This is a genomic window from Paenibacillus sp. SER-28 (genome assembly GCF_052906305.1).
Genome location: NZ_JBRECM010000006.1, coordinates 141,491 through 168,457 on the forward strand (window position 1 = coordinate 141,491; position 26,967 = coordinate 168,457).

21 protein-coding genes are annotated in these 26,967 nt (G+C 46.7%); 13 read left to right on the forward strand and 8 right to left on the reverse strand.

The window, feature by feature from the left end:
- The first annotated feature begins 248 nt into the window (after positions 1 to 248).
- On the forward strand, positions 249 to 1,871 hold the full coding sequence (locus ACUYLD_RS16245) for a cellulase family glycosylhydrolase (protein ID WP_446675505.1): 1,623 nt from the start codon (positions 249 to 251) through the stop codon (positions 1,869 to 1,871).
- 321 nt (positions 1,872 to 2,192) lie between these two features.
- On the opposite strand, the gene ACUYLD_RS16250 is transcribed toward ACUYLD_RS16245, so the two are convergent.
- Positions 2,193 to 3,197: an LLM class flavin-dependent oxidoreductase gene (locus tag ACUYLD_RS16250; protein ID WP_165178664.1), complete on the reverse strand. Its 1,005-nt coding sequence runs from the start codon at positions 3,195 to 3,197 to the stop codon at positions 2,193 to 2,195.
- Positions 3,198 to 3,349: 152 nt separating this feature from the next.
- On the opposite strand from ACUYLD_RS16250, the gene ACUYLD_RS16255 reads away from it, so the two are divergent.
- Positions 3,350 to 3,673 (forward strand): DUF3817 domain-containing protein, encoded by a 324-nt coding sequence (locus tag ACUYLD_RS16255; protein WP_446675506.1) that lies wholly within the window; start codon positions 3,350 to 3,352, stop codon positions 3,671 to 3,673.
- Positions 3,674 to 3,841: 168 nt separating this feature from the next.
- On the opposite strand, the gene ACUYLD_RS16260 is transcribed toward ACUYLD_RS16255, so the two are convergent.
- Positions 3,842 to 4,792, reverse strand: a complete 951-nt coding sequence (locus ACUYLD_RS16260; protein ID WP_446675507.1) for an acetylxylan esterase — start codon at positions 4,790 to 4,792, stop codon at positions 3,842 to 3,844.
- Positions 4,793 to 4,828: 36 nt separating this feature from the next.
- Positions 4,829 to 5,092: a YkgJ family cysteine cluster protein gene (locus ACUYLD_RS16265; protein WP_013311446.1), complete on the reverse strand. Its 264-nt coding sequence runs from the start codon at positions 5,090 to 5,092 to the stop codon at positions 4,829 to 4,831.
- A 300-nt stretch (positions 5,093 to 5,392) separates the two neighbouring features.
- Between ACUYLD_RS16265 and ACUYLD_RS16270 the strand changes: the two genes are divergently transcribed.
- Positions 5,393 to 5,650 carry a GlsB/YeaQ/YmgE family stress response membrane protein gene (locus ACUYLD_RS16270; protein WP_025686368.1) on the forward strand — a complete coding sequence of 86 codons (258 nt, stop codon included), beginning with the start codon at positions 5,393 to 5,395 and terminating at the stop codon, positions 5,648 to 5,650.
- A 126-nt stretch (positions 5,651 to 5,776) separates the two neighbouring features.
- Here ACUYLD_RS16270 and ACUYLD_RS16275 read toward each other — a convergent pair whose 3' ends face one another.
- A complete protein-coding gene (locus tag ACUYLD_RS16275; protein WP_069290152.1) occupies positions 5,777 to 7,078 on the reverse strand; it encodes an MFS transporter in 1,302 nt (433 codons plus the stop codon).
- Between the two features lie 278 nt (positions 7,079 to 7,356).
- Between ACUYLD_RS16275 and ACUYLD_RS16280 the strand changes: the two genes are divergently transcribed.
- From ACUYLD_RS16280 to ACUYLD_RS16290, 3 genes are all read left to right on the forward strand, one after another.
- Positions 7,357 to 8,208 carry an amino acid ABC transporter substrate-binding protein gene (locus tag ACUYLD_RS16280; protein WP_069290151.1) on the forward strand — a complete coding sequence of 284 codons (852 nt, stop codon included), beginning with the start codon at positions 7,357 to 7,359 and terminating at the stop codon, positions 8,206 to 8,208.
- A gap of 73 nt (positions 8,209 to 8,281) precedes the next feature.
- Positions 8,282 to 8,950: an amino acid ABC transporter permease gene (locus tag ACUYLD_RS16285; protein WP_023989825.1), complete on the forward strand. Its 669-nt coding sequence runs from the start codon at positions 8,282 to 8,284 to the stop codon at positions 8,948 to 8,950.
- 14 nt (positions 8,951 to 8,964) lie between these two features.
- Positions 8,965 to 9,717, forward strand: a complete 753-nt coding sequence (locus tag ACUYLD_RS16290; protein WP_061828725.1) for an amino acid ABC transporter ATP-binding protein — start codon at positions 8,965 to 8,967, stop codon at positions 9,715 to 9,717.
- Positions 9,718 to 9,837: 120 nt separating this feature from the next.
- Here the strand turns inward: ACUYLD_RS16290 and ACUYLD_RS16295 are convergent, their stop codons facing one another.
- From ACUYLD_RS16295 to ACUYLD_RS16305, 3 genes are all read right to left on the reverse strand, one after another.
- A complete protein-coding gene (locus tag ACUYLD_RS16295; protein ID WP_254351062.1) occupies positions 9,838 to 10,992 on the reverse strand; it encodes an MFS transporter in 1,155 nt (384 codons plus the stop codon).
- Positions 10,993 to 11,252: 260 nt separating this feature from the next.
- Entirely contained in the window at positions 11,253 to 12,533 is a 1,281-nt protein-coding gene (locus tag ACUYLD_RS16300; protein ID WP_250239969.1) for an AAA family ATPase, read from the reverse strand.
- Position 12,534: 1 nt separating this feature from the next.
- Positions 12,535 to 13,992: an RtcB family protein gene (locus tag ACUYLD_RS16305; protein ID WP_446675508.1), complete on the reverse strand. Its 1,458-nt coding sequence runs from the start codon at positions 13,990 to 13,992 to the stop codon at positions 12,535 to 12,537.
- Positions 13,993 to 14,536: 544 nt separating this feature from the next.
- Between ACUYLD_RS16305 and ACUYLD_RS16310 the strand changes: the two genes are divergently transcribed.
- From ACUYLD_RS16310 to lpdD, 5 genes are all read left to right on the forward strand, one after another.
- Entirely contained in the window at positions 14,537 to 14,866 is a 330-nt protein-coding gene (locus ACUYLD_RS16310) for an ArsR/SmtB family transcription factor (RefSeq protein WP_061828729.1), read from the forward strand.
- 29 nt (positions 14,867 to 14,895) lie between these two features.
- Positions 14,896 to 16,677 carry a SulP family inorganic anion transporter gene (locus tag ACUYLD_RS16315; protein ID WP_446675509.1) on the forward strand — a complete coding sequence of 594 codons (1,782 nt, stop codon included), beginning with the start codon at positions 14,896 to 14,898 and terminating at the stop codon, positions 16,675 to 16,677.
- A gap of 519 nt (positions 16,678 to 17,196) precedes the next feature.
- Complete coding sequence (locus tag ACUYLD_RS16320) at positions 17,197 to 18,822, forward strand: S8 family serine peptidase (protein ID WP_069290144.1); 1,626 nt, start codon at positions 17,197 to 17,199, stop codon at positions 18,820 to 18,822.
- A 566-nt stretch (positions 18,823 to 19,388) separates the two neighbouring features.
- A complete protein-coding gene (locus tag ACUYLD_RS16325) occupies positions 19,389 to 24,893 on the forward strand; it encodes a S8 family serine peptidase (RefSeq protein ID WP_446675510.1) in 5,505 nt (1,834 codons plus the stop codon).
- A 180-nt stretch (positions 24,894 to 25,073) separates the two neighbouring features.
- Entirely contained in the window at positions 25,074 to 25,424 is a 351-nt protein-coding gene (gene lpdD, locus ACUYLD_RS16330) for a prenylated flavin chaperone LpdD (protein WP_446675511.1), read from the forward strand.
- Between the two features lie 8 nt (positions 25,425 to 25,432).
- Here lpdD and ACUYLD_RS16335 read toward each other — a convergent pair whose 3' ends face one another.
- The gene (locus ACUYLD_RS16335) at positions 25,433 to 26,020 is read right to left on the reverse strand and encodes a hypothetical protein (protein ID WP_446675512.1); all 588 of its coding nucleotides are present in this window, start codon (positions 26,018 to 26,020) and stop codon (positions 25,433 to 25,435) included.
- A 223-nt stretch (positions 26,021 to 26,243) separates the two neighbouring features.
- Between ACUYLD_RS16335 and ACUYLD_RS16340 the strand changes: the two genes are divergently transcribed.
- Positions 26,244 to 26,615 (forward strand): DUF4190 domain-containing protein, encoded by a 372-nt coding sequence (locus ACUYLD_RS16340; protein WP_025720792.1) that lies wholly within the window; start codon positions 26,244 to 26,246, stop codon positions 26,613 to 26,615.
- Between the two features lie 93 nt (positions 26,616 to 26,708).
- On the forward strand, positions 26,709 to 26,948 hold the full coding sequence (locus tag ACUYLD_RS16345; RefSeq protein ID WP_446675513.1) for a hypothetical protein: 240 nt from the start codon (positions 26,709 to 26,711) through the stop codon (positions 26,946 to 26,948).
- The last annotated feature ends 19 nt before the right edge of the window (positions 26,949 to 26,967 follow it).

Here is a 26,967-nt window from a genome sequence, read left to right on the forward strand (position 1 = left end):
GTCCCTTTAGTATTCTATAGTAGCCAACCAAGCAGAACACATCCCAAAACCGTGACTTCCTGTTCATTTTCAATCATAAAGTCGAAATGTAACATGAAACTAACTATAATAGTAGTATCATCCATATACAGGTAAGTGACATCGATGTTTGGACCTGATCCTCTTATTGTATGAAGGAGGAGGTAAAAAAGCAGAGAACAACGCACTGATAAGTCTCATCTACTTTATAAAAAGGAAGGAACGTGTAAATGATGAATGGGCAATGGGTCCTGCCAAGGATTGCAAAAAGAGTAGCGGTGATGCTAACAGCAGTATTGCTATTAACGTTAACGAACGGATTCAACTGGAATACGCAAACAGCAGAGGCTGCCGGGACGACCCCTGTGGAACGTTACGGACAACTTTCGGTAAAAAGTGGTAAACTGGTGGATAAAAACGGTAAACCTGTACAACTCAAAGGTATTAGCTCTCACGGTGTCCAATGGTTTGGGGATCTGGTAAATCAGGACTCTATGAAATGGCTACGGGACGATTGGGGCATTTCCGTATTCCGGGTTGCACTGTACACTGAAGAAAATGGTTATATTGCCAACCCTTCTTTGAAAAATAAAGTGAAGGAAGCGATTGAGGCAGCACAGAAACTGGGCTTGTACGTCATTATTGACTGGCACATTCTTTCAGATGGCGATCCGAACATTCATAAAAATGAAGCCAAAGCTTTCTTTAATGAATTTTCGACTCAGTACGGCCATTTGCCTAACGTAATCTATGAACTTGCCAATGAGCCGAATGGGAATGTGAACTGGAACAATCAAATCCGACCTTATGCGTCTGAGGTATCTCAGGTTATTCGAGCTAAGGACCCGGACAATATTATTATTGTAGGAACAGGCACATGGAGTCAGGATGTACATGATGCAGCAGACCATCCACTTCCAGACAAGAATACAATGTATACCGTACATTTCTATGCGGGTACGCATGGACAATCTTTACGTGATCGGGTCGATTATGCGCTGAACAAAGGCGTGGGCATATTTGCTACCGAGTGGGGTACAAGCGATGCTTCGGGTAACGGTGGTCCGTTCCTGAATGAATCCAAAGTATGGACTGGTTTTCTTGCAAGCCGTGGAATCAGCTGGACTAACTGGTCGCTGGCAGATAAAAATGAGACCTCTGCTGCGTTGTTGCCTGGTGCTGACCGTAAGGGCGGATGGCCTGATTCGCAATTGTCGGCTTCCGGTAAATTCGTAAAACAGGCGATTCTGGAAGGCTCCAGCAACAATGGTGGAGGCGGAAACAACGGTGGGGATAACGGCGGAGATGGCAATACTGGCAATACTGGCGGTGATAACGGTGGTGGCAACAACGGCGGCGATAACGGCAACGGAGGAAGTACACCCGGCAGTAACGATCAAGGGATTGTGCTTCAGTATCGCACTGGTGACACGAACGCCAAGGATAACGCAATCCGTCCTGAATTTAATATCAAAAACACAGGAAAAACAGCTGTGAAGCTGAGTGATCTAAAAATTCGCTACTATTACACAGATGAAAGCAAACAAGCTCAACAGTTTTTTGTGGACTGGGCTAGGATTGGCACTGAAAAGGTAAAAGCAACTTTTGTAACATTGCCGAATCCAAAGGCCAAGGCTGATAAATATGTGGAGATTTCTTTCACAGATGGAGCGGGAACAATTCAGCCCGGCGGGGAAAGTGGAGAAATTCAACCCCGGATTCATGCTGCAAATTGGAGCAATTTTGATGAGACCAACGATTACTCCTATGGTGCTACCCAAACAGCATTCGCAGACTGGGACCATGGCACTGTATATCAGCAGGGTAAGCTGGTTTGGGGTATAGAACCTTAGAATTTAACCGTTACTAACTTTATCGAAACGAGTAAAGATATGGGACTTTAGGGTGCAATCTTTCCAAGCTTTGGAGTATAAAGCATACGTCTTTGGTATATGGATACTAGAACTTTAGGAGTGGACGACCCACTCTTTAGTGTCAGTTTATGTACTACCAAAGTACCATATGATATTCGACTTTTGTGGTGCATGAATTACTTCCATAGTGCAGAGGGGTTGGTTCCAATGAACCCTTCTCTACGACAAACCCCCGCTGTTGCCATCATAGGCAGGCGGGGGTTTTTGTGTTTCTGAAGCTCAGCCTCCGTTCAATCGCGTCTATACCAAAGCAAAAGCTTTGGCCAGCAGACGGTAGGACTGAACACGTTTATCAAAGTCATGAATGGATGAAACGACCAGTAACTCATCGGTACGATACTGCTCAGCCAGTCTTAGCAGCTGTTCTTTACACTGTTCAGGGGTACCAACAACACGCCAGGCTGCAGACTGACGCAGCCGCTCACGATCCAACTCCGTGTACGGATAGGACATTGCTGTTTTCACCGACGGAAGAGAACTCATTTCTTTACCTTGCATGAGCAAAAGGAAATACAAACTAGCACTGGACGCCAGCTGCTCAGCTTCCTCTTCGGTTTCCGCGCAGGCCACCGTAACTGCCGCCATGGAATGGGGCTTATCACCCAGGATCGAAGGCTGGAATTGCTCGTGGTAACGTGCGGTAGCTTCTACACCACCTGGAGTCCCGAAAAATTGGGCAAAGGCATAGGAGGCACCCATCATCGCGGCCAATCTGGCGCTCTCTCCGCTGGAGCCGAGCAACCATAATTCAGGAACGGTCGATATCATCGGGGAGGCATGAAGACCGGCAAATCGATGATTGTCAGGCACCGAATCATGGAAGTAATCGATTAAATCGAGAATCTGCTGTGGATATTGTTCGACAGATTGGTACTTGCCTTCCTGCAGGGCACGAGTAGCCAGGGGTAAACCACCGGGAGCACGCCCTATTCCCAGGTCGATGCGTCCTGGATGGAGCGCCTCCAGCAAGCGGAAGTTTTCGGCGACTTTATACGCGCTGTAGTGTGGCAGCATAATACCGCCTGAACCCACACGAATGCGTGATGTGTGAGCAGCCAAATGCGCAATCAGCACCTCAGGGCTGGAGTGCGCTAGTGTTTTGGACGCATGATGTTCGGATACCCAATAACGGCTATATCCCAGTTGATCAGCTTCACGCGCTAAATCTGTTGTATTGGATAATGCATCCTGAGCAGTACCGCCTTCAGGAATATGAGACTGGTCCAGTATACCCAGTTTAAGCATTTATAATCACCTCTTACACAACTGTATCAGACACAACTCATTAGGTCAAAACTCAAAAATGGATAGGTTGGAGTTTGGGGACCTTTTCGTTATAATAAAGGATGTGTAAAGGATGAGAGAACATCCTTGCTTATGGAGAGGGGATTAAATTTGTGTTAAGAACACCTTTGGGGCGTGTCCGACTCATGCTCTGGATTCAAGCTATAGCTTATTTGGCGATACTATTCACCCACCAGCCCCTGCAAGTTGCGGGCATGACCCAGGCGATTATGGTGATTGGTAACATATACCGGGTGAGCTTTTTGTTGCTCCTCGTTGCTTTGATCTATGGGAAAACAGCACTGCATTGGTCTATACGGCGGCCTCTTTTTATTATGTTTGCCTCCTTCATCCCGTTTGGTCTGATGATTATGGATTTTGTTTGGGTGCGAAAATGGACAGGGGATTCGGCAGCAGAACAGCGAGCTGCATCGTAATCTTAGAAGATTTGTTTCGTGTGAGTTGTCGAGGAGTTTATCGGGCGTAAGCGGGACTGGCCCCGATGCAGTAGAAAAGAACATTACGCAGTTTGATGCGTGGTGTTCTTTTTTTGTGCACCGGAGGAATCATTCTATATATTGTACTTTCGAGCGTTGGAAATCGAATTAAGAAAAATGCTGAACTAAAAATTCTACCGTTTTGCGTCTTTGAAAGCCTTCAACCCAATGTCCGGTAAACGGATAAATTTCAATCGTTTTCGGTGATTCAATACGGTTATAAGCGGCGAAAATCGTCTCTGGCATACACACCGTATCCTTGAACCCTACCGATACCATGATCGGGGTACGAATGCGATGAGCCAGATTCATCACGTCAAAATAACTTAATGTATGTAGTACCTGCTCCAAATGCTCCGGAAATCGGTTGGCGAATTCAGCTGCTTCCGTCAGGGAACTGGTAGAATTCATCATACCAAAATCCATATGACACATATTGGGGATATCCGCTACCGTAATGGCAGCTTTATCGCTGAGCGTAGCCACCATTAATGAAAGTCCGCCGCCCTGACTGGCGCCACTGATTGCGATTTTAGCCGAATCGACATCCGACTGCTCCGCTACCCAATCTACGGCTCTAAGGGCATCGGTTGTAATCGTTTTGTAGTAGCAGGTATCCTTGTCCAATATTCCTTTCGTTACCCAGCCTTTAACCGTACCATGAGGATCACCCAGACGGTCTCCCGTTTCTCCTCCCTGGCCACGCACATCTACGGCCAATACCGCAAAGCCAAGCATGAGCCAAGAGGAATAATCTTCAGGATAGCCTTTTCCGCCTGTATAGCCATGAAACAGAACGATACACGGCAACTTTTGATCTCCGGCAAATCGGGGGCGTACATACCAGGCATGCAGAGGCGTATCATCGACACCCTCAAAAGTAACTCGGTAAGCAAGAATATGAGGATATGGCGTTTCTACGAGAGTTTTGAACGCATGTACAGGTTTGGCGTGAACTTCTTCCAATGTTTTGGCCCAGAATAAATCTATATCCTTCGGGGCGGTAAGATCGGGCCGATATTGCTTCAATTCGGCAATTCTTTTTTCAATAACATTCATAATTAAGATTCTCCTTCATATAGAATGAACTTCTCCTTAAGCTTTACCCGGTAAAGTTGACTCCTCCAGCTCTCTTAGCAGCTCAAATGCTCTTTCATTAGTGCTTCCACACGTATCCTCATCAGCATGGAATCCACTGCATACAACTGGGCGCTCAGGTTTGCCAAACAATCGGCAACGGTAATCGGAAGTTAACTGAGGGCAAGGAACACCAGCTGGTTTTCCATCTGGCATGCCAGGAATAGGGGAAGAAATCGTAATGGCAATACAGCAGGCGGCACATCCTACTCGACACTCCAGTTGGGGTCACTCCTTAATTAATCTGTTATTTTTGTAACTTATGCATGAAGTGACATTAATGAAGCCATAATGTGAGGATGGCACAAAAAAAGCAGGAATACAAGGATAAGCGCACATTAGACACACTTTTTACACTAGGGGTGTATAAATAGTCGTAGAGGCACGTAGGATGGTATCAAGCCCCTAAATCAGTGTTTCGTTCGGTGGTAATATTAACCAATTGTCTTCTGTGTGTTCAAAAGGAGTTCGAGTGGTTAATAATAGAACACAACGATAAAAACTTAAACGAGGTGACGCAAAATGAGTTGGTTATGGGCATTGATTGTTGGTGGTATTATTGGTTGGTTGGCAGGAATTATCGCAGGTCGTGATGTTCCGGGTGGCGTGATAGGTAACATCATCGCTGGCTTTATCGGTGCATGGTTGGGTAGCTTGATTCTGGGAGACTGGGGTCCTGAAATCGGATCGTTCTACATCGTTCCTGCATTAATTGGTGCGATTGTGCTGGTCGTGATTGTAAGCTTGATCTTCCGTTCCGTTGGACGGAGCAGGGGTTAACTTTACGAATCATTGAATAGACTAGCCCCTATGGGGATTAGGACTAAAATGAAAAAAGCTGCTTCCGCAAGGTTCGAAAATGAACCTGTGGGAGCAGCTTTTTTTGAGGAAAATGACGAATTTTTCCTATTGAAACCGCCTGATATGAGGAACACTTAGAACGCCCAGCACGATACACATGCCGATGGTTGCAAACATGCCAATTGTGAACATACCACCAAGCTTATCTGCCACAGCACCTACTGCCAGATAGCCGACAGGGAGCAGGGCAAAGGAAAACATTAGATCCAGACTAGCTACACGTCCAAAAGACTCGGCTGGGACTAATTCCTGGAGGCTTGTCTCCCAGATAATCGCAAATATCATAATGCCAAATCCTTCGAGCATCATGCTCATAATCAGTCCTGGCATCCAAGTGACTACAGACAACAGTAGTAAAGCAAGACCGCTGACAAAAGCTCCTAAGTAAGCGAGTAGACCGCGATGCTTCCAATGCTTGCGTGATCCATACACAAAGGCCCCCAGCATAGCGCCAATGCCGCTACTTGCCATCGCAATGCCGTATACGACTGGACTGTAGCCATGATGAACCTTGAACAGCCACGGAATGAGTACAGCGATAATGCCTGAATAACAAATATTAATGAAGGAAAAGGCAAGAATCGTAATCCATAGCCAGGGGTGGCTTTTGAGAATGGTAAAGCCTGCGATAAAATCCTTGAGAAAATGCTGCTTACCCTGATCTTGCTGTTCTGGATCTACCTGACCTTTGCCGATGATGGAGGCCAAATGAGCGCTTAACATCCAAAAGCAGGCAAAAGATATCAGATAAGCGATAGAATCCAGTCCAAAGCCAACACCAGGTGAGGAAAAAGATACAATGAAGCCTCCTAACGGAGGGCCAAGTAGACGGACGGCTTGTATACTGATCTGGCTAAGTGCGTTGGCTGCATTGCGTATGTCCGGTGTGAATACCTGTGCACGTAAGGCAGAATAAGCAGGATTAAAGATACCGTCCATCAATCCGTACAACGCTAGGCCAACGAATAGAACCGGCAATTTCATTCCGCCTGTAAACATCAGCACCGCCGCAATGAACATCAGTCCAAACCGGGCGATATTCGTAAACAGAAGGAGACGAATTCGGTCAATTCTATCCACGATCATGCCTGCGAAAGGCAGAATAAGTACGTTAGGCAACATATAAACAGTCATCGCCAGTCCCATAATAGTAGTCGAGCCTGTTAGGGAATAGATAACCAGTGGCAAAATGACTGTGGTGACTGAGCTCCCCAACATTGCGATCCAATGTCCAAGCCACAACAAAGTGAACGCTTTGGATTGTTTTAAAGGTGAAGTGAAGGTAGCCCAGGCCGAGTGACTTCCTTCAGGTGATGTAGAGGATAAGGTTGAATTTTGGGTATCCATGATCACACTCCGGTATATTTCTAAACTGCATATTAAAACCTATTATACGAAATCTCTAACGTAAGGGTACAGAAAAAGTTGCAGTGAGGGGAGTTATAATGAATAGCCTGCCAATGAAAGAGTCAACCTAGAATAACTTTAGGCTGCAAAGATATATAGCTTACCTTTTGCATAGGGATTATTGGATAAAAGCATTGACGCGTGAAAATGAATGATGTACTATTCAATGACCAGCCGCGTGCTAGGTTATCAAGAAAAAGGGAAAGAGTGTGGATACCATGAAAAAATTTAGTTTTTTGCCGATTGTACTCATCGTGATGGCATTGCTGGTTTCGGCCTGCGGTAACAACGATAAAGGCGCCAGTAACAATAATGCATCTACCGGAGATAACGGATCTAATAATGGAAAAGCAGATACTACTGCTACAGCTACTCTTGAATCTGTAAAAGCAAGCGGCAAGCTAAGAATTGGCACGGAAGGCACCTATGCTCCGTTTACCTACCACGATGCTGCAGGTAAACTGACAGGCTTCGATGTCGATATTGCGACTGAAGTGAGCAAACGCCTGGGTGTACAACCGGAGTTTATCGAGACGCAATGGGACGGCATATTCGCAGGGTTGAACTCCAAGCGGTTTGACACGGTGTTCAATGAAGTATCCATTACAGATGAGCGCAAGCAAAAATATGATTTTTCTGATCCGTATATTGTCTCCAAGGCAGTTCTGATCGTAAGCGAAGACAATACAGACATCCAGAAATTTGCTGATCTAAAAGGGAAAAAGGCTGGGCAGTCCCTGACCAGTAACCTGACTCAAATCGCGAAAAGCAACGGCGCAGAAATTGTGGCAACAGAGGGATTCAACCAAGCCATTGACCTCCTGACTTCCAAGCGGGTGGATGCGACCGTCAATGATGGATTATCCTATCTTGATCTGAAAAAGCAAAAGCCTGACGCACCAATTAAAAAGGTGGACGAATCTTCAGATGCTTCACACAGCGCAGCTGTATTCAATAAAGGCAGCGAAGATTTGATCAAGGAAGTAAACAAAGCGCTGGCTGATATGAAGGCTGACGGTACGTACCTGAAAATTTCCGAGAAATATTTTGGAGCCGACGTATCCAAATAATAAATGAAGACCCAACGTTCGCCAAGTCGAACCGAATCTTCCCAAACCTATCTTTTCAAAGGATGTCTGTACAATGGATGATCGCCAAATACAAATCATTATCGATTCATTATTGCCTCTGCTAAAAGCAGGGGTTTCTTTTACGATTCCGCTCACGCTTATCTCCTTTGCTCTTGGACTCGTGCTGGCGCTGATTACAGCGTTGGCCCGGCTGTCCAAATGGAGAATACTCAAGCTGATTTTCGGCTTCTATGTATGGGTGATTCGAGGAACTCCTTTGCTGGTGCAATTGTATATTATTTTCTATGGTTTACCTTCCGTAGGTATTACACTGGACCCGTTTATTGCTTCAGTGATCGGCTTTACTCTCAGCGTAGGGGCTTATAGCTCTGAAATTATGCGTGCGGCTATCATATCCATTCAGGAAGGCCAATGGGAGGCGGGGTACTCCCTGGGGATGACGCGCTGGCAAGTATTGCGTCGTATCGTGCTTCCGCAAGCATCCCGTGTGTCCGTACCTCCGTTGGCTAATTCATTCATCAGCTTGGTGAAGGATACCTCACTGGCTGCGACCATCACCTATGTGGAAATGTTCAGAACGGCTAACCAGATTGTAGCTACCACATACGAACCGCTATTGGTGTATACCGAGGCGGGAGTTATTTACCTGCTGTTTAGCACCATTTTGACTGTGCTGCAAAATTACCTGGAGAAGCGACTAGGCCGTTTTTCCGTCAGATAAAGGAGATTGTACCGGTGATCCAAATTCGGAATATACACAAATCGTTCGGCTCGCTGGAAGTGCTTAAGGGTGTTGACGTGACGTTGGATAAGGGGAAAGTGCTTGTTATCATCGGTCCTTCCGGCTCTGGTAAAACAACGCTTTTACGCTGCTTGAATTTGCTGGAGGTTCCTGACCAAGGAGAGATCCAAGTAGGGGATATTGCACTGAATTTTGCGAAAGGAACGAAGCTACGGCAAGAAAACATTTTGGCGCTGCGCAAGCGGACAGGGATGGTATTTCAATCCTACAATCTCTTCCCGCATATGACAGCCGTACAAAATGTGATGGAGGGACAAGTCACGGTTCAGAAAAAGAGCAAGGACGAGGCGCGCAAACGTGCATTGGAATTGCTAAAAAAAGTGGGGTTGGCTGATAAAGCGGAATCCTATCCTCATCAGTTATCGGGAGGACAGCAGCAACGGGTCGGTATTGCCCGGGCAATGGCTGTCGAACCTGAGGTACTATTGTTCGACGAACCGACCTCTGCGCTTGATCCTGAGTTAGTAGGTGAGGTGCTTAAGGTCATAAAGCAACTGGCTGCTGAAGGGATGACCATGGTTATTGTCACCCATGAAATGAAGTTTGCAGCTGAGGTGGCGGACCATGTGATTTTGATGGATCAGGGTGTAATCGTTGAGCAGGGTACGCCGCATGAGGTTTTGGAGCAGCCGACCAGTTCGCGGGCTATTCAATTTTTGAATCGTCTAAGCGGGGAAGCAGAATAAAGGGAATTTGAGTGTTTGTTAAATATAAGCGATTAGACAGAATAAAAAGGCAGCTACAGGCGGGCGTTGAAAAATAAGCCCCGCACCCGTAGCTACCTTTTACTCATCAGTTGTCCTCTTTTATTTCATTTTTAATGTAAGCAAAAAAGTACCCAATAGAATACAACAGCCTGCTATGAATGGTGCGAACATATTTGTATCAAATAAAAATCCCGCTAGAGTGGGGCCGACAATATTCCCGACACTCATATAGGCATTATTCATACCAGCTACATATCCTTGCTCATTCCCTGCCATCTTCGATAATTGTGTATTAAGAGCTGGACGAAGCATAGCGGTAGCAAAGAAAATAAGGGAAGTGAGAAGAAAGATACTCCAAAAATCTATGGCGAAAAGAAACAAAATATAAGCAGCTGAGGTGAAAAGAAGCGAACCTTTGATCACCCTTTGTTCACCAAACTTATTAATTATTTTAGCAACAACTAGTGCCTGCATACCGACTCCGATCACAGCACCTGCGGTTAGAATAATTGAAATATCTTGCGGCGAGAATTGGAAGCGGTTCGTTACATATAAACCAAGAACAGATTCAAAATTAGCGAGTCCAAAGGTCATCACCAGAACAAGTACAAAGAGCATCGCATACTTTGACCTTAACGATCTCACATATTGTTTGTACATAGATTCCTTCCGAGAAATTCTTGCCCGAGCTGCCTTCATTTGTTCTTTCGTCAAACTTTCAGGTAAACAAATCATTGAAAAAATAACTGCAATAATAGCCGCACCCGTTGCTATATACAGCGGCACTCTCGTTCCATATCCTGCAAGAAGACCACCAAGTCCAGGACCGATGACAAATCCGAATGACATGGCTGCGGCTAGCAGGCTATTTCCTTTGGCACGTTCTTCGGTTGTTGTAATATCCGCCACATATGCCATCATGGGCGGAATAATCAGGGCTGCTGCCATTCCTTCCAGAAGTCTTGAGGTATACAGCATCCATAACTCATCTCCGATAGCAAAGATAAATTTAGCTACAGCAAAAACAATGCCACCTACGACGATGAATGCTTTTCTCCCATATCGATCAGACAGTTGCCCAGTCATTGGAGAGAGCAGGAATTGTGTCACTCCATAGGCTGCTACCAATAAACCGATCGCCCGCCCACTGGCACCAAATTCAATGATCAGTTCTGGCAGGATGGGGGTAATTAAACCAACGCCCACCATAACGATGAAGATATTAATCATTAGGATTCCAAGTATTCTTTTCATGCAAAAAACCTCCTGATCCATTGGTTTCTGGATAGGAGGTAGACGTACGAACAAGAAGATACACTGCTCCCGTCAAAGAAGCAATGCGCTTATCGTGAATACCCAAAGCCTACACTAATCCTATCCAGAAAATTCGTAAGATTACGATTTTTTCTTTGGTGGAATAGGATTAGTAGATCATTGGCTTAAGGTCACCCTTTCGATACTTTATTGTTTATCAATATAACATAAATTTCTTTATAAGGCAATGAAAGGATAAATCAGAAGAACCCAACACGTCCTTCGGCCACATTTTTTAACCAGTCCTGCTTACGGCTCTTATCGAGCTCGCCTCGCATACCTTTAATAATCAGCTCAATATCGGCTTTTCCCTGCTCATGCCACTCCAGAGCCGTGCTGACATACAGTTCTCCGAGCTGAGCCAAGGAAAACCCGTCAGTCATGGCTGCCGCCTTCTGTGTACCTGTTTCCCCTGCAAAAACAAGGAAGTTGCGCAGCTTGAGATATGCCAGTCGCAGCGCTTCGTCAGGCAAACTAATTTCATAAGCCCGGTCGAAACGCCCTGCCCGGTTCATCAGACCCGGGTCGATTTTTTCGGGATAATTGGTCGTTCCGATGAGGAAGATGCCCTCCTTGGATGTAGCACCGTCGAGGGTATTCAGGAAAAAGGAACGCACCTCCTGAGGCATGGAATCAATGTCCTCAATGACTAGCACCATCGGAGCCAGGCGAGTAGCCGCCTCGAACACCTCTTTGACCGATTCACTGGTTGTATACTCCGTAATTTGCCAGTAGGCTGCCGGACCCGGTACACTGCTGGCAATAGATTTTACAAGTGTTGTTTTACCGTTGCCCGGATGGCCATATAGCAAAATACCACGCTTATAAGGAATGTTATAAGTCTGATAGAAGGTACGATCCGCTTCAAAAAACTGATCGAGTGATCGGAAAATATCCCGTTTGATTTCCGCTTTCAAAATCACGTCATCCCGCGTAATTGCGCGGGTTATCGGCTCTGCCTGCCGAGAAAGTCCACGGCTTGTGTCGGTAAAAACGGTGACACGCTTCATATTCTGCTTACGTTCACGACCGCGTACTCCCGCGAGGAAGCCTTGCAGCTCCTGGTCGCCTATCGCAAATACGTAATCTTCATTGTACACGCCATTCTCACGGAAAAAGGGAACTCGCGCCAGCGCGATGCCCCACTTGGGGTAGGCGAATACATTATTACGCATCGACAGATGCACGCCGTATTCAGGAGTCGGTCCGTCATCGTCATACTGGATGGTGCGTTCCTCCAAACGATCGAAGACCCGTGCCACATGTTCCAGATCGGGACTGCCTGAACGAATATCTTCCTCCAGCAGATCCCAATACTCAATATTGGGATCGTCGCTGGCATACAGCACGTATTTTACACCATAGCGGTTATAGAGTGCTTCACTGATACCGTCGATTAGACGGGCATAAGCGGCATAACCGGTAATGCGTCCATCTGTACGTTCATCAAATTCGTAAATAGCTGGGATGTCTATACTCAAATTATTTGGCTCCTTTCAGGGCGGCCAGCGGCTTGCATTTGGCTACAACTGCTGCGAGTCCTGCCCCGGTGACACTTTCGATAATATCATCTACATTTTTGTAGGCCTGTGGAGACTCGTCGATAATGCTTTCAAGTGATGCCTGATTGACCACAATTTCATCGTCTGTCCCTACACCCAGGGCCCCTGCAAAATCGTCCACACTGACGAGTCGTTTGGTCGCAGAACGCGAGCGAATCCGGCCTGCTCCATGGCAAATGGAGTGGAAGTTATCCTGACCGCCCGGTAAACCTACCATAATATAAGAGGCTGTCCCCATAGAGCCGGGGATCAGGGCTGGATGCCCTGTCGCCTGATAAGGCCGCGGATTGTCGGGGTGTCCTGCTGGAAGAGCACGCGTAGCACCTTTACGATGCACAAACACGCTGCCGTGATCCGGATGGGATTCCTCCCAAGCATAATTGTGCATTAGATCGTACAAAGTACGCAACTCGCACTTTGTACCAAAGACATCGCGGAAGGCTTCACGCACGGAGTATGCGATGAGATGTCGGTTCACCACAGCATAATTCAGCGCCGAATACATCATATCGACATAATGTGCAGCCTCGGGGTGATCCAGCGGTGCGAATACTAGTCTTGGGTCGGAGGTACCGAGCCCGAGACGGCTCATTGCCTTGGCAATGGCAGATGAACTGGCCTGGCTGACTGCTCCACCCCAAGCCCGTGATCCCGAATGAATCATCACAGCCACCTGACCGTCGAACATGCCCCAAGCTTCAGCTGTTTCGCGGTTTTCCTCCGCGATTTCAATCGCCTGAATTTCGACGAAATGATTGCCTCCACCCAGCGTGCCGAGCTGTCGGTGAGCCCGATGCCACGTACGATCTTCGACAAGATTCAGCACCTCCTCGTCAAAGGAGAACTTACTGTGCTCTACATGGGTGAGTGAGGTGGATTTCTTAGGAGTGTAGCTGTCCGGAATATATTTGTTGGGTAAGCCGTGCAGACCCTTGCGTACAATATGCTCCAGTCGGATATCCGAATAATGCCCGCGCTGGTGGGCTTCCATAGGCAAATATTTGTCGATGGTTTTGACCAGCTTACGGCGCAGCTTGGTTTCCTTCAAAGCATCCTTGTGCAGATTGGTCAGGTGTAGGCGCATGCCGCAGCCAATATCACTGCCAACGATGGAGGGAGATACATAGCCGTCCTCTATTCCCCATACAGCAGTCGTACCGATGCAGGTTCCGACGCCTACATGTACATCTGGTGTGTATCCCATATAGCGGATACCCGGAATTTGTAAATTGTTATTAGCCATCTCGAACACCTTGTAATCTAGTGAGGAGAAAAGTTGCTGAGAAGCATATACGGTTAGATCACCTGCCGGAAGCTTCATCAGATGGCTGTATGGTCCTTTATGCAAGGACGAGTCGGTTGTATGTTGTGTATTCATATAAATGGGTAGTTCCCTTCTTCAAGTAAATTCATAAATACTTGCATAAAAGATTAAAAAAACAAAAAAAACCGCAGACTTGTCGTCTACGGCTTCCTGCACCGAAAGTGTCATTACATTTTATGATCAACACATCATAAATACGTAAAATAACCTGTTCTTCCAATAGCATAAAAAAATAAAAAAGCCTGGCTAATCACGCCGTCAGACAGCGTGATATCACCCATCATGTCGCCCGAACGGGGCCGATGAGACGAAAACTCAAATATGTGGTTGTATCATGCTGTCTGTCTGTCGTTATCATGTAAAGCTCAGTCATGTCTGTCGGCCCCCTTTTCTTAAAGTTAATTGCTATATTAATGGAAACCTGTGGAAGCTGTCAACCCTGAAAGGTAGAAGTGTGGGAAAATGTGACTTTACTCACGGTGAAGTGTGAGTAACATCATAGTTCAATTGGCCCAAAGCTGTTATTGTACTAAATATTCAAATATTCAGATATTGTTGATCGTTTATAGGACAATTCTGTGAGGGGGACGGAGCAGGCATGGAAGGAGATCTCCAGAAATTTAAGGCCGACTTTTTCAAAGCATTGGCTCACCCTCTGCGCATCCGCATTTTGGAGGTGCTGAGTGAAGGGGAACGGAATGTGAACGAGCTACAGACTGCGCTCGGTTCCGAAGGTTCTGCCGTATCGCAGCAATTGGCCGTTTTACGAGCCAAAAATTTGGTGAACAGTTTCAAGGAAGGTACATCGGTCGTGTATTCACTACGTGATCCGCTTTTGAAGGAGCTGCTTGCGGTGGCGCGGCGGATTTTTGACAATCATTTGGTCGAAGCGATCTCGTTGCTGGAAGGTATACGTAACGAGAAGTAATGCTATTACAGAAAAGAAGGGTTACAGGAATGAAGTGGATAGGAAGGTTCGAAGGCTATAACGCAGGGGCTTTGCGTAAGGATCTCATTTCCGGAAGTATTGTAGCGATTGTGGCGATTCCGCTTGGTATGGCGTTTGCCATTGCATCAGGAGTAAAGCCGGAATATGGGCTGTATACGACCATTGTTGCGGGAATTTTGGTTTCGCTGCTGGGAGGGTCAAAATTCCAGATCGGAGGACCTACGGGTGCATTTATTCCGATTTTGCTGGCTATTGTCATGCAATACGGTTATGAGAACCTACTCATAGCCGGTTTTATGGCGGGCATTATGCTCATTTTAATGGGTGTGCTAAGGCTGGGGGCACTGATTAAGTTTATTCCCAAGCCAGTAACAATTGGCTTTACGGCCGGAATTGCCGTGACGATATTCAGCGGTCAGATTGCTAACTTTCTCGGCTTGCGCGGGGTAGAGCGGCATGAAACTTTTCTGCCTTCCATGGCAGAGCTCATCCATCGGCTTCCTTCACTGAATGTATATAGTATCCTGACGGCTTGTATCTGTCTTGCCGCGCTTATTTTGGTGCCTAAAAAATGGCCCAAGATACCAGGCTCACTGGTTGGTCTACTCTTGTCAACACTGGTGGCAGCTTTACTTTTTCCAGGGCAGGTGGCTACGATTGGCTCTGCGTATGGCGCAATTTCAGCATCTTTGCCTGAGCTACATATTCCTGTGATGACGTGGGATTTGATCGTGAAACTCTTGCCGCCAGCACTTGTTATTGCAATGCTGGGAGCTATTGAATCTTTGCTTTCAGCGGTGGTAGCTGACGGTATGACGGGAGCCCGGCATAACAGCAATCGTGAACTGGTTGGACAAGGGATAGCTAATTTGCTGACACCGCTGTTCGGTGGCATTCCTGCGACAGGTGCAATTGCCCGCACCGCCACAAATATCCGTAACGGTGCTGTTTCTCCTATGTCAGGCATCGTACATGGGTTCGTGGTGCTCCTCATCCTGGTGCTTTTCGCACCTTATGCGTCCAACATTCCGTTGGCCAGTATGGCTCCGGTGCTGATGGTAGTAGCTTGGAATATGAGTGAGCGCAAGCATTTTGCACACATTCTCAAAACGCGGACAGCGGATTCTATTGTGCTGGTTGTCACCTTTTTGCTGACAGTTTTTACGACGCTGACAACGGCTGTGGAGGTAGGTTTAATTCTGGCAGTTGTATTGTTTGTTAAACGTATGAGCAGTACACTTTCAGTAGATAAGGTACTTCCTGATCCTTCTGTAAAACATGAAAAAGTAGGCGCCCATATGGTCACAGATCAGCATGATTGTCCACAGGTGGCTATTTACAATGTGGAAGGCCCTTTATTTTTCGGTGCAGCCTCGGTATTGGAAAACTCAGGTGTGGGAGGTCGGAATGACCACCTACAAGGGATTTTGTTGTTGCGTATGGGGAAGGTTCCTTTTATGGATATGACGGGAGAAGGTAACTTTACCGCATTAATTCAGAAATACCGGCAGTCTGGCGGAACGGTGCTTGTTTCCGGGCTCCAGCCTCAACCGCGGGCATTACTACAGAAAACCGGATGCTACGACATGATTGGACAAAAGCATTTTTTCGAACATACAGGAGAGGCCCTGACGGCTGCCCTTGCGCTGGTGAATCAAGATCATTGCTGTGGATGCAGGCAAATGGCTTTCCGAGAATGTACGAGTCTGTGCCGCAGATCGCAGCAAACCAAATCATCCTTTCCAGATGGAGCCGTTTCGGTTCCCATACCTGTAAATAGCGGCAGATAACACTCTTTTAAATTTGTTGCTGAATGCCGAAAAATCTCTTCTAATCCCCGAAACCAAGTGCATAATGAAGACTTGCATTTGCTTCGAAAATGGAAGAGATTTTTCTCTTCTTCAAGAAAAAAAGGAATAAAATTCAAAAAAATGCTTGAATATCTGATTTTATGACACTATACTAGATTCAAAAGATACCATATGTTTCATTCTTTTGTTTTAAATTGTATTTTAATACTTGCACATTAACCTCCTCGATTACTTCTAAATTTCTTATCCTACCTTTCTCTTCATTTTTTTCACTTATCATTTTCAAACTTGTCCACCTGTTTCTACCCGATGCTCGTTCTTTACGGTCTGCACCAAGGGTTGTTCACCTCAGAATGATGACCTATGGATTCCACCCCGGCGGAATCTATATTTTTTAAAGGAGGTGAGTACCAGAGGCTATTTTGTGAGCTTTTGACGTAGCTGCCCGGAAGGCTGTCCTTGAGAATTAAAAAACCAAGTAAAGGGAGATGGAAAGTATTGATTAAGTCGAAAAATATCAAAAAGACGCTGTCGGTCAGTTTTACCGCTCTTCTTGCTTTTTCTCTGATTTCTCCGGTATATGGTGATTCCAGCACAACCACCTCAGCAGGAGCATCGACGATTTCCGCCAAGGTTTCTGCCAAGCTGAACCAACAATTCAGTGCCAGTGAGTATGTCACCTATCTGGTTAAATTAAAAGATCAGGTGGATACGGAGTCAGTTGCCAAGCATGCTTTTCAAAAGGCCTCTGCAGAGCAAATTTCACCTGCTGCTGCTAAGCTTTCTGTACGTACAACGGTTGTGAACTCTCTCATGGATACAGCAGAAAAAACGCAACAATCCGTGGAAGAATACTTAAAGAAGGAAGTCAATAACGGAAACGTCAAAAAGTACAAGAGTTACTTTATCGTGAATGCATTTGCGGTAACCAGCACGAAAGAGGTCATGGATAATCTCGCCACACTTCCTGAGATCGACAAAATTTTACCGGACGAAAAGCGGGAACTGCAAAAGGTAGAAATAGATAAGGATGCCCAGCCCGTAGTTGAGGAATCTACAGCTGACCAAGCGGTTGCAGATCAAGCCGCTGTAGATACGGCTGTGACGGAAGAGAATGCGCAAAAATCAGTGGAAGAATCCGTGTATAAGGATGCTGTAACGCCGAGCCGTGTCGAGTGGAATATCTCTAAAATCAAAGCACCACAGGTTTGGGCCAAAGGCATCGACGGCAAAGGCATTGTAGTCGCCAATCTGGATACAGGCGTTGAATATACTCACCCGGCGTTGAAAAGAAAATGGCGTGGTCTGAACGCTTCCGGTCAGGTCGTTAATCCAGAACTGAGCTGGTATGATGCGGTTGATGGAGCATCACTGCCAACTGATTCAAATGGACATGGTACACATACGATGGGTACGAGCGTTGGATCGGACAGCAACGGTACGAATGAAATCGGTGTTGCCCCTGGCGCCAAATGGATTGCGGTTCGAGTATTCAATCCAGATACGACCGACTCCATCTTACTGGACGGTGGACAATGGATTCTTGCTCCTGTAGATAAAAACGGTAAAAAGCACCCTGAGCTTGCACCGGATGTGGTGAATAACTCTTGGGGCGGCGGACCTGGTCTGGATGAATGGTATCGTCCAGTCACCAAGGCGTGGAGAGCGGCTCAGATTTTCCCTGAGTTCTCCGCAGGCAACACAACATTGTCCAATCCGGGCGGACCTGGGTCTGTAGCCAATCCGGCAAATCTGCCGGAAGCTTATGCAACAGGAGCCACGGACATTAACAACAAGCTGGCCAGCTTCTCACTGCGCGGTCCTTCTCCTTATGGCGAAGTGAAGCCTGAAATTTCGGCTCCTGGTGTCAACATCCGTTCTTCTGTACCGGGTGGAGTGTATGAGGGGGGATGGAATGGTACCTCCATGGCAGGTCCGCATACTGCTGGATTAGCGGCATTACTGCTTCAGGCCAAGCCATCTTTGACTGTGGATCAACTGGAGGATGTTATTTCAAAAACAGCGACGCCGCTGACAGATAGCCAGTATCGGACTTCACCGAACAATGGTTACGGATATGGTCTGATCGACGCGCTTGCTGCGGTGAACTCCGTACTTAAGTGAGGATTTTGCAAAAATCCCATAAGCGACTTCCAATGAACAAGATATAGAGCGAAAGATAGGATTAAGAAAGACCCCCGAAATCCCTTTGAGCGGCTCGTACAGAGATTGCATACACCTGTTAACCGTGTAATGCACTATTACGTAGCCGCAAAAAAGGGGTTTCGTACATAAAAGAATATAAAAGTCATAGAATTTCAAGAAAAATGCAAAAAAATGACTTGTATATCTGTTTTGATAACTTTATACTATTCCATAATATATGATTATATATCAATTTTTAATATAAACTGTAATGATATAACATGTCTTTTCTTCGAAGTTCTCCTGCTTGTTCTCCTTGGTTTCTACTAAATTTCATCGCTTCCTATTGGAATTGTAAACTCACCTATGAAGTACCACCTCCTATGAACAGCCAAATATTTTTGTGCCTCTATATTCTATGAAGGAGGTGGTCGCCAACCACATCGTGTTGCGCAACCCGTGTGTTTGATGTGTAAGGTATGAGGTCTTACTCTGTACAGGTTATTCCAGAAACATTAAACCTAGTAAAAGGAGTGGAGAAGTAATTGATTAAACCTAAACGATTCAAGAAACCACTATCTATCGGACTATCTTTGCTAATGGCCTTTTCCTTTGTTCAACCTGCTTTGGCGAATAACACACCGGATGGCTCCAAGCTGGAGCTGAAATCAGCCTCGCACAAGGTCACGACCGCGAAGGTGTCCCCGAAACTGACCAAACAGTTTGAGGAGAATAACTATGTTACCTATCTGGTCAAATTAAAAGAACAGGTAGACACCAACAAGGTTTCCAAAAATGCTCTCCAAAAGGCCTCACTTGAGAAAATAACACCTTCCGCTGCCAAAATGGCTGCACGCAGCCATGTGATCAGTTCTCTGCGTGAAACGGCTTCAAGAACTCAATATGGGCTTGAAAATTATTTGGATAAGCAATCAGAGAGCGGCGGAGTGAAGGAATATAAAAGCTTTTTTATTGTCAATGCATTGGCTGTAACGAGCACCAAGGAAGTGCTGGATCATATTTCGCAGCTGCCTGAGGTCGATAAAGTCTTGCCGAATGAAACGCGTTATCTGCAAAAGGTGACGGTTGACAAGCAAGCAGAGGGAGCAAATGCCAAAACGGCTGAAACAGCCACAGCAGCAACGGCGAAGTCTGCAACGGTAGAGAAGGCTGTAGAGCTGGAGAAGGACGATGGCAAAACATCGGCTAAGCCTGGCAATGCAGGTAAGAACGCTGTAGACCCATCTACGGTGGAATGGAACATATCTCATATTAACGCGCCACAAGTGTGGGAAAAGGGAATTGACGGAACCGGAATCGTGGTTGCCAATCTGGATACAGGTGTAGATTATACACATCCGGCCCTTCATCGTAAATGGCGGGGTTTGGACGCGGCAGGCAATGTCGTGAATCCCGAGCTGAGCTGGTACGATCCGCATAGTCATGCGACGCTTCCGGTCGATCAGGAAGACGATTCCCATGGTACACATACGATGGGCACGATGGTCGGCTCTGAGGAAAACGGAACGAATCGAGTTGGCGTTGCACCTGGTGCGAAGTGGATTGCGGTTCGGATTTTTAATCCGGAAACGACGGATGCGATTATACTGGATGGCGGTCAATGGCTGCTTGCGCCAAAAGATGCCCAAGGGAATCTTCATCCCGAGCTTGCTCCAGACGTAGTGAACAACTCGTGGGGAGGTGGACCGGGTCTTGATGAATGGTTCCGGCCTGTGGTTCAGGCATGGCGGGATGCTCAAATCTTCCCCGAATTCTCCGCAGGTAATACCTCTCTTTCCAATCCGGGCGGACCTGCCTCGGTAGCCAATCCGGCAAACTATCCGGAATCCTTTGCTACTGGAGCCACGGATAGCAATGATAATCTGGCCAGCTTCTCATTGTTAGGACCATCACCCTATGGTGAGGTGAAGCCAGAAGTTTCCGCACCGGGTGTGAATATCCGGTCATCTGTCGCTGGTGGCGCCTATAAAGGCGGGTATAACGGTACTTCCATGGCGGGACCTCATGTTGCGGGCCTTGCAGCTCTGTTGCTGCAAGCGAATCATTCGCTTACCGTAGATCAGCTTGAGGAAATTTTGATGAACACAGCTACACCGCGCACGGACAGCACATATCCTACTTCGCCAAATAATGGCTACGGACATGGTGTCATTAATGCGCTGGATGCAGTCGGTTCGGTCATGCAAGGTCTGGGCTCCGTGTCTGGTAAAGTTGTAACGGGTGGCGACGATCTGGAAGCACCTGTTCTCGAGCATACACCGCCCGCAGCGGCATTCGAGGGTATTGATATACCTCTGACTGCTCATGTAACGGATGATGTCGGCGTGACAGCCGTTGAGGCATTTGCCAAAACAGCAGGTACGTCAAACTATGTATATATTCCGTTGGAACGGACCTCCGGCGACAGCAAAGATGGTACATATCAAGCGTCTATCCCGACTTTTTTGGTGGACAGCGCTGGTCTGGAATACTATATTCGTGTAAATGATTATGGTAATAATGGGTTTGAAACTGAAGTATACAAGGTTAAAATCTCAAAAGGCGTAAAACCAGGCTACACACAAGACTTCGAAAAAGACATTGCCGGTATTAATATCGGTGGACAGGGCAGTGTTTGGAAATGGGGAACTCCGACAAGCGGCCCTAAAAGCGCACATTCGGGTACAAAGGTCATCGCGACTAATCTCGAAGGCCAATATCAGGCCAACTCCAACAGTTATTTTATGGCCCCTCCGATTGATCTGACCGAGAGCTCAAAAGGGGCACTGGTCAGCTTCAAGCATTGGTACGATCTTGAAAACAATTCTGATTTCGGCAAAGTGTACGTAGCAACCACAAACAATCAGAATGCGTTTGAGCAGGTATTATCGTTTACCGGCACCAGCAACGGCTGGAAAACACAATATCTTGATTTGCGGGCATTCGCGGGTCAAAAGGTATACCTCCTGTTCAACTTTACGAGTGACAATACGGTTGTGAAAGATGGCTGGTATATTGACGATCTGTCGATTCAGGAGCCAGACACCGTTGCACCTGCTGCACCGAGTAATTTGACTGCTGAAGCAGATACTGTGGGCAACGTCACACTGGCCTGGAATGCTTCCTCCGATGATGATGTAAAGCAGTACAAGGTGTATCGTTCTACCCAATCAGGCAAAAATTATACTTCTATCGGTACAACCTCAGCACTGACACTCACAGATACCATCACGGTCGGTGGAGCGACCTATCATTATGCAGTGGCGGCTGAGGATTATAGTGGCAATGAAGGAATCAAGTCGAATGAGGCTTCTCTGAGAGTAGACGTGCCAGATACGCTGTATAGCGATCATTTTGAAGGCAGCTCGGATAATGGCTGGACTCATTCCGGTACCAAGGATGAATGGGAACGCGGCATTCCCAAGGAAGTAGGACCAGAGAGCGCACTGTCCAGACCCAATGTGTGGGCAACCGATCTTGATAGCAATTATGAGAACGGAGCTGAATTTTCGCTGGTTTCTCCAAAAATTAATTTGCAGGCTGTACGCAACGCAACACTGACCTTCAATCACTGGTTTGAAATTGAAGCCGGCTATGATTACGGTTATGTGGAAGTGTCCAAAAACAATGGCGACACGTGGAGCGAGCTGGGCAAGTTCTCTCACAACACGAACGGGAAAAAGTGGACTCCAGTTTATTACAATCTGGATAGCTACACCGGCAATGAGATTCAAATTCGCTTCCGTTTGAAATCGGATAACAGTGTGAACAAGAACGGCTGGTACATTGACGATTTCCGTGTGCTGGGTATTCCAGCTGCGACAGTGACCAAGGACATCGTACCTGAGTCGAATATCAAGCTGGAAAAAGCGGAAGAACAATTCCCGCTGTACAAAATTACAAGCACTGAAAAGAGTGAATTCCAGGAGAAAGTGAAGCCGGTAGAAACAACGGTGGATAGTGGACGTGTCGGGCTCGACAGTCTTCCAGCCAGCGCTACGGTTACGGTATTGGAAACCGGACGTTCGGTGAAAACGGATCCGACTACAGGCAAATACAGCTTCACTCATGTAGCGGGCGACTATACGCTGAAGGCTGAAGCCTATGGTTATGTGCCTCAAACGAAAGCAGTCACGATTGAGAATAACAAAGTCATCAGAGCAAACTTTAGTCTTCAGGCCGTACCTCACGGTACGATTCACGGGGTCATTACCGACAAGCAATCCGGTGAACCGATCCAAAAAGCGAAAGTGTTGGTGCTGGAGGATGCACGTATTGCTCCGGTAGAGACGAATGAGGCTGGAGAATTTACGCTGGACGTGCTGGAAGGAACATACACATTGTCCATTTCAGCTGAGAATTATTATAGCGACAGTGTATCCGTTACTGCTCCTGCGAACGGTAGTGTGGAAGCGAATGTCACGTTGAAACCTTTCATCGGGTTCCAGGGAGGCATTGCCTACGATGACGGGACAGGAGAAAATGCTAGAGCCTTTAACGCGGCAGGCAATTCATGGGCAGTCAGAATGACGCCTGAGTCGGAAGTGGCTCAAGTGACAGGAGCATCGCTTTTGTTCTGGAACTCTGCCTTCCCGAATCCGGGAGGAACGGCATTCCAATATTCTATCTATGACGCCTCCGGTGCGGCAGGAGCACCTGGACGATTATTAGCTGGTCCATTCGACGGGACTGCCGTAAGGGATGAGACACAATGGACGACGGTGCAGCTCCCAGAGCCGGTGACGGTTCAAGGTGACTTCTACATCGTATATACACAGTCTGCTGTAGGCACACAGTCGCCGGGTCTTGCTACAGATGAAAGCAGTCCCAATGCGCTTCGAAGTTGGCAAGGTGTAAGCGGCACATGGAGCCAATCACCTGAGGAGGAGGGGAACTACATGATCCGGGCTATCGTCAGATATCCGGTGAATGCTCCAACGATTACGACTCCTACGAAGGCTACCTATACGCAGGAAGAGACGATTACCGTAACAGGAACTTCTCCGGCAGAAGGAGCCGATATTCAGCTCTTTAACGGTAAGGAGCTGGCTGGCACAACGAAGGTGAAGGATCGCCAGTTCAGTTTGTCGGTTGATCTTCAACCAGGTGCTAATCCGCTAAGTGTTCAAGCAGCGGTATACGGAAAAATAACGGATCGTTCCGAACCGGTGGTCGTGACACTTGACCAGACTAAACCGGGTCTGATCCTGACTTCGCCAGATGAAGGAGCCCGTACGAATGCGGGTGTCGTGAGCGTCACCGGTACGGTGTATGACGAATTCCTCACCGATTTGACGATTAACGGCGAGCCAGCCGAATTTGGAAGTGACGGCACCTTTAACAAGCGATTGCTTATCAACGAAGGTGAAAATCAAATTACGGTGACGGCCAAGGATCTTGCCGAAAACGAAACAACCGTTACGCGCTCGGTGTATGTCGATACAGCTCTGCCGAAGCTTGAAAACATTAACCCTGCTGAGGATGTGCGTATTACTCCAGGGCAGTCGGTACGGGTATCCTTTGACAGTGCATCCGGTTTGGAGGCGTCCTTCCATGTGGAGCTGCCTTTCAACCTGTCCACTTTGGGCCGCAACGATATTCCGTTAAATGAGACTTCGTCAGGCCACTATGAAGGTACTTATTTCACTTCATCTTCTCTGAACCTGGAAGGCGGAGTCATCGTGATCCGGGTAAGGGATGCAGCGGGAAATGAAGTGGAGACGGAGGCGCCGGGAAGATTGTATGTAACCAATGGTGGAGGACAGAACCCTGATCCGAATCCACCTACATCCAATGAAAAGCCAGTAGCCATTATTCAGGCTAATGAATCAGCTAAGAAGAACAAAAATGTACAATTTAACGCCAAAGCTTCCCGTGATGTAGACGGTGAAATCGTCAGCTACAGCTGGAATTTTGGCGATGGCGATACGGCGGTCGGTTCCAAGGTGAAGCATAAATTCACCACAGCTGGAACGTATACCGTGGAGCTAACGGTGACGGATAATGACGGCGCAAGCGGTAAGACTGTGCATACGATCACGATCCGTTAACAGCCAGTAGGAAAGGAAATGCTTCTTTTAGAATAGCAATGAAGGCCCACAGCAAGCCATGGTATACAGAGGCTGCTGTGGGCCATTTTTAATTGTCGAGCCGTTCAGGAAGCGATACAATGAATAATGCTCATAAAGTGAACTGTTTCACAATAATATTTTTTAGCAGGAGAGGATTATATGATTCATTTGCAAAAAGAAAGCGGACGTATCCGTCTTGTGCTGGATGCTTATTTTATGGGGGAAGATATCATTGTACTCATTTCTGGCGGTGATCAGCCCCATTTGGGAACAATTACAGCAGGGGCCAGACTCGAGCCGATTCAAACTGTGCAATTGCAAAATCACAAGGAATTTTATATTACCGAAGAAATTGCAGTTCGCTTGCGAAAAGAGTTTGCGGGCAATTTTGTCATTTGCTGCGGGGCACATTTGGATCATGCAACCAAGGACGAGATCCGAGTGCTGACAGATATGGCTATACAACTGGGAAAAGAGCTCATTGGAGAACTCAAGCAGGCACGCTTGTAGAGACTTTTTTAAGTGAACTCCCGAAAGAGCAGATTGCGATAGGGATACTTACTAAAGGGATACTTAAAAAGCAAGGCAAAGCCATCGTCCTCAATTTGTACGGATTTCAGCGCAGAGGATGGAATCAAACTACGGATCATGACATGAACTGCACGCTGGTCTTGTCTGTTGATCGCTTTGGCTAAGGCAGAAGCAAAACATGGATTGCGTGCCAATTCGCGATACAGCGGAAAAACGGCTTTTGCGATGGCGCGATGAACTCTCGGCTCAAATGTAAACTGCACAGTCCCCGGTGGAATCGTCGTTCCATTCGTATAATAGAGCATCGGTGGCTGAGCTAAAAAGGAAATAAAGTAGCCGATGCCATTCGTGCCTAAGCCTTGTTTGGCGGCAAATGGCGCTACTGAGCAGAGAAGGGATTTCATCCGATCCAAATTCGCCTGAACGACAGCTCGTGACCATTGGACGGCAAAAGCACGTCGGGTTGCAATAGCTTTGTAAAATGGCAGCATGGCAGTGGATATTATCCTAAGTGTGTTTGCATTTAAACGTTTGTGAGGCGAGCACTTTCTGTGGGATGTTGCACGATATAGCATAGCTCCGACCTCCTTGGCAGGATGCTCTCATGGAGCACAATTGATCTGTAACAGGTAAAATACTGTATGCCCAGTTACCTCAAAAAGTGCTAATATCGCTATGTTTCTTCTTTTTAACGTTCTAATTAAGAAAATCGAAATAAATACTGTCCTGATTTGTAAGATTGTGGTACCCTAGAACTTATATAATTGCTATTTTTCGTATTGGAGTTGAATTTAACAGATGAGTGATTTGTACAAGGAGCCTCGATCTTCCGATCCTTTTCAGGAGACGAACGATTATAATGCCCCATTTAACCCGCCCCCAGTAGTTCCACCTACCAATAGTAAAGCTGTTGCCTCGATGGTGCTCGGGATTTTATCTGTTGTCATTCCCTATATTGGGTTGATTATCGGAATTGTGGGTATTATTTTATCCAGTCTTTCCCTGAAGGAAATTAACCGTCATGGCGAGCAAGGCAGAGGTATGGCCATTGCTGGACTGGTATGTAGTATTATCGGTACACTGATTTATACACTGATTATCATTTTTATAGTTATTGTTTTTATTGTAGCGGCCTCCAGTGGCGATCCGGATATTTTTTCAGACATTTAATGAATTGAAGAATGCTTGAGTCAGACAAACCATTCACGATTTGACTATTGGATGCTATGATAAAAGGAGTCCAATGAAGGAGAGTGAAGCCGTATGGCACGTACTCAAACACAAAAAGCGCTAAGCAAGGCAAAACGCGCTGGAATCTATTGCGCGGCACAGAGCCGCAAAACGAATGACCATTATGGCGAGATTTCACAGCACATACGAATGAAGCCGACCAAGCAAGAACAATTACAAAAGGTCAAAAAAAAGAAGCGAATCGTTCAGAGCGACGCTTCTTTTTTTTGTTTTAGAGAGAACAGCAGGGTCCTTTTCGGCGTGACATTATAAAGTAAGCCTGCAACCTTAC

Bases quoted from the DNA above. Each gene is read 5' to 3' on its own strand.
- ACUYLD_RS16245 (WP_446675505.1), top strand. From the start codon at position 249: ATGATGAATGGGCAATGGGTCCTGCCAAGGATTGCAAAAAGAGTAGCG.
- ACUYLD_RS16250 (WP_165178664.1), bottom strand. From the start codon at position 3,197: ATGCTTAAACTGGGTATACTGGACCAGTCTCATATTCCTGAAGGCGGT.
- ACUYLD_RS16260 (WP_446675507.1), bottom strand. From the start codon at position 4,792: ATGAATGTTATTGAAAAAAGAATTGCCGAATTGAAGCAATATCGGCCC.
- ACUYLD_RS16270 (WP_025686368.1), top strand. From the start codon at position 5,393: ATGAGTTGGTTATGGGCATTGATTGTTGGTGGTATTATTGGTTGGTTG.
- ACUYLD_RS16275 (WP_069290152.1), bottom strand. From the start codon at position 7,078: ATGGATACCCAAAATTCAACCTTATCCTCTACATCACCTGAAGGAAGT.
- ACUYLD_RS16280 (WP_069290151.1), top strand. From the start codon at position 7,357: ATGAAAAAATTTAGTTTTTTGCCGATTGTACTCATCGTGATGGCATTG.
- ACUYLD_RS16285 (WP_023989825.1), top strand. From the start codon at position 8,282: ATGGATGATCGCCAAATACAAATCATTATCGATTCATTATTGCCTCTG.
- ACUYLD_RS16295 (WP_254351062.1), bottom strand. From the start codon at position 10,992: ATGAAAAGAATACTTGGAATCCTAATGATTAATATCTTCATCGTTATG.
- ACUYLD_RS16305 (WP_446675508.1), bottom strand. From the start codon at position 13,992: ATGAATACACAACATACAACCGACTCGTCCTTGCATAAAGGACCATAC.
- ACUYLD_RS16310 (WP_061828729.1), top strand. From the start codon at position 14,537: ATGGAAGGAGATCTCCAGAAATTTAAGGCCGACTTTTTCAAAGCATTG.
- ACUYLD_RS16315 (WP_446675509.1), top strand. From the start codon at position 14,896: ATGAAGTGGATAGGAAGGTTCGAAGGCTATAACGCAGGGGCTTTGCGT.
- lpdD (WP_446675511.1), top strand. From the start codon at position 25,074: ATGATTCATTTGCAAAAAGAAAGCGGACGTATCCGTCTTGTGCTGGAT.
- ACUYLD_RS16335 (WP_446675512.1), bottom strand. From the start codon at position 26,020: ATGCTATATCGTGCAACATCCCACAGAAAGTGCTCGCCTCACAAACGT.
- ACUYLD_RS16340 (WP_025720792.1), top strand. From the start codon at position 26,244: ATGAGTGATTTGTACAAGGAGCCTCGATCTTCCGATCCTTTTCAGGAG.
- ACUYLD_RS16345 (WP_446675513.1), top strand. From the start codon at position 26,709: ATGGCACGTACTCAAACACAAAAAGCGCTAAGCAAGGCAAAACGCGCT.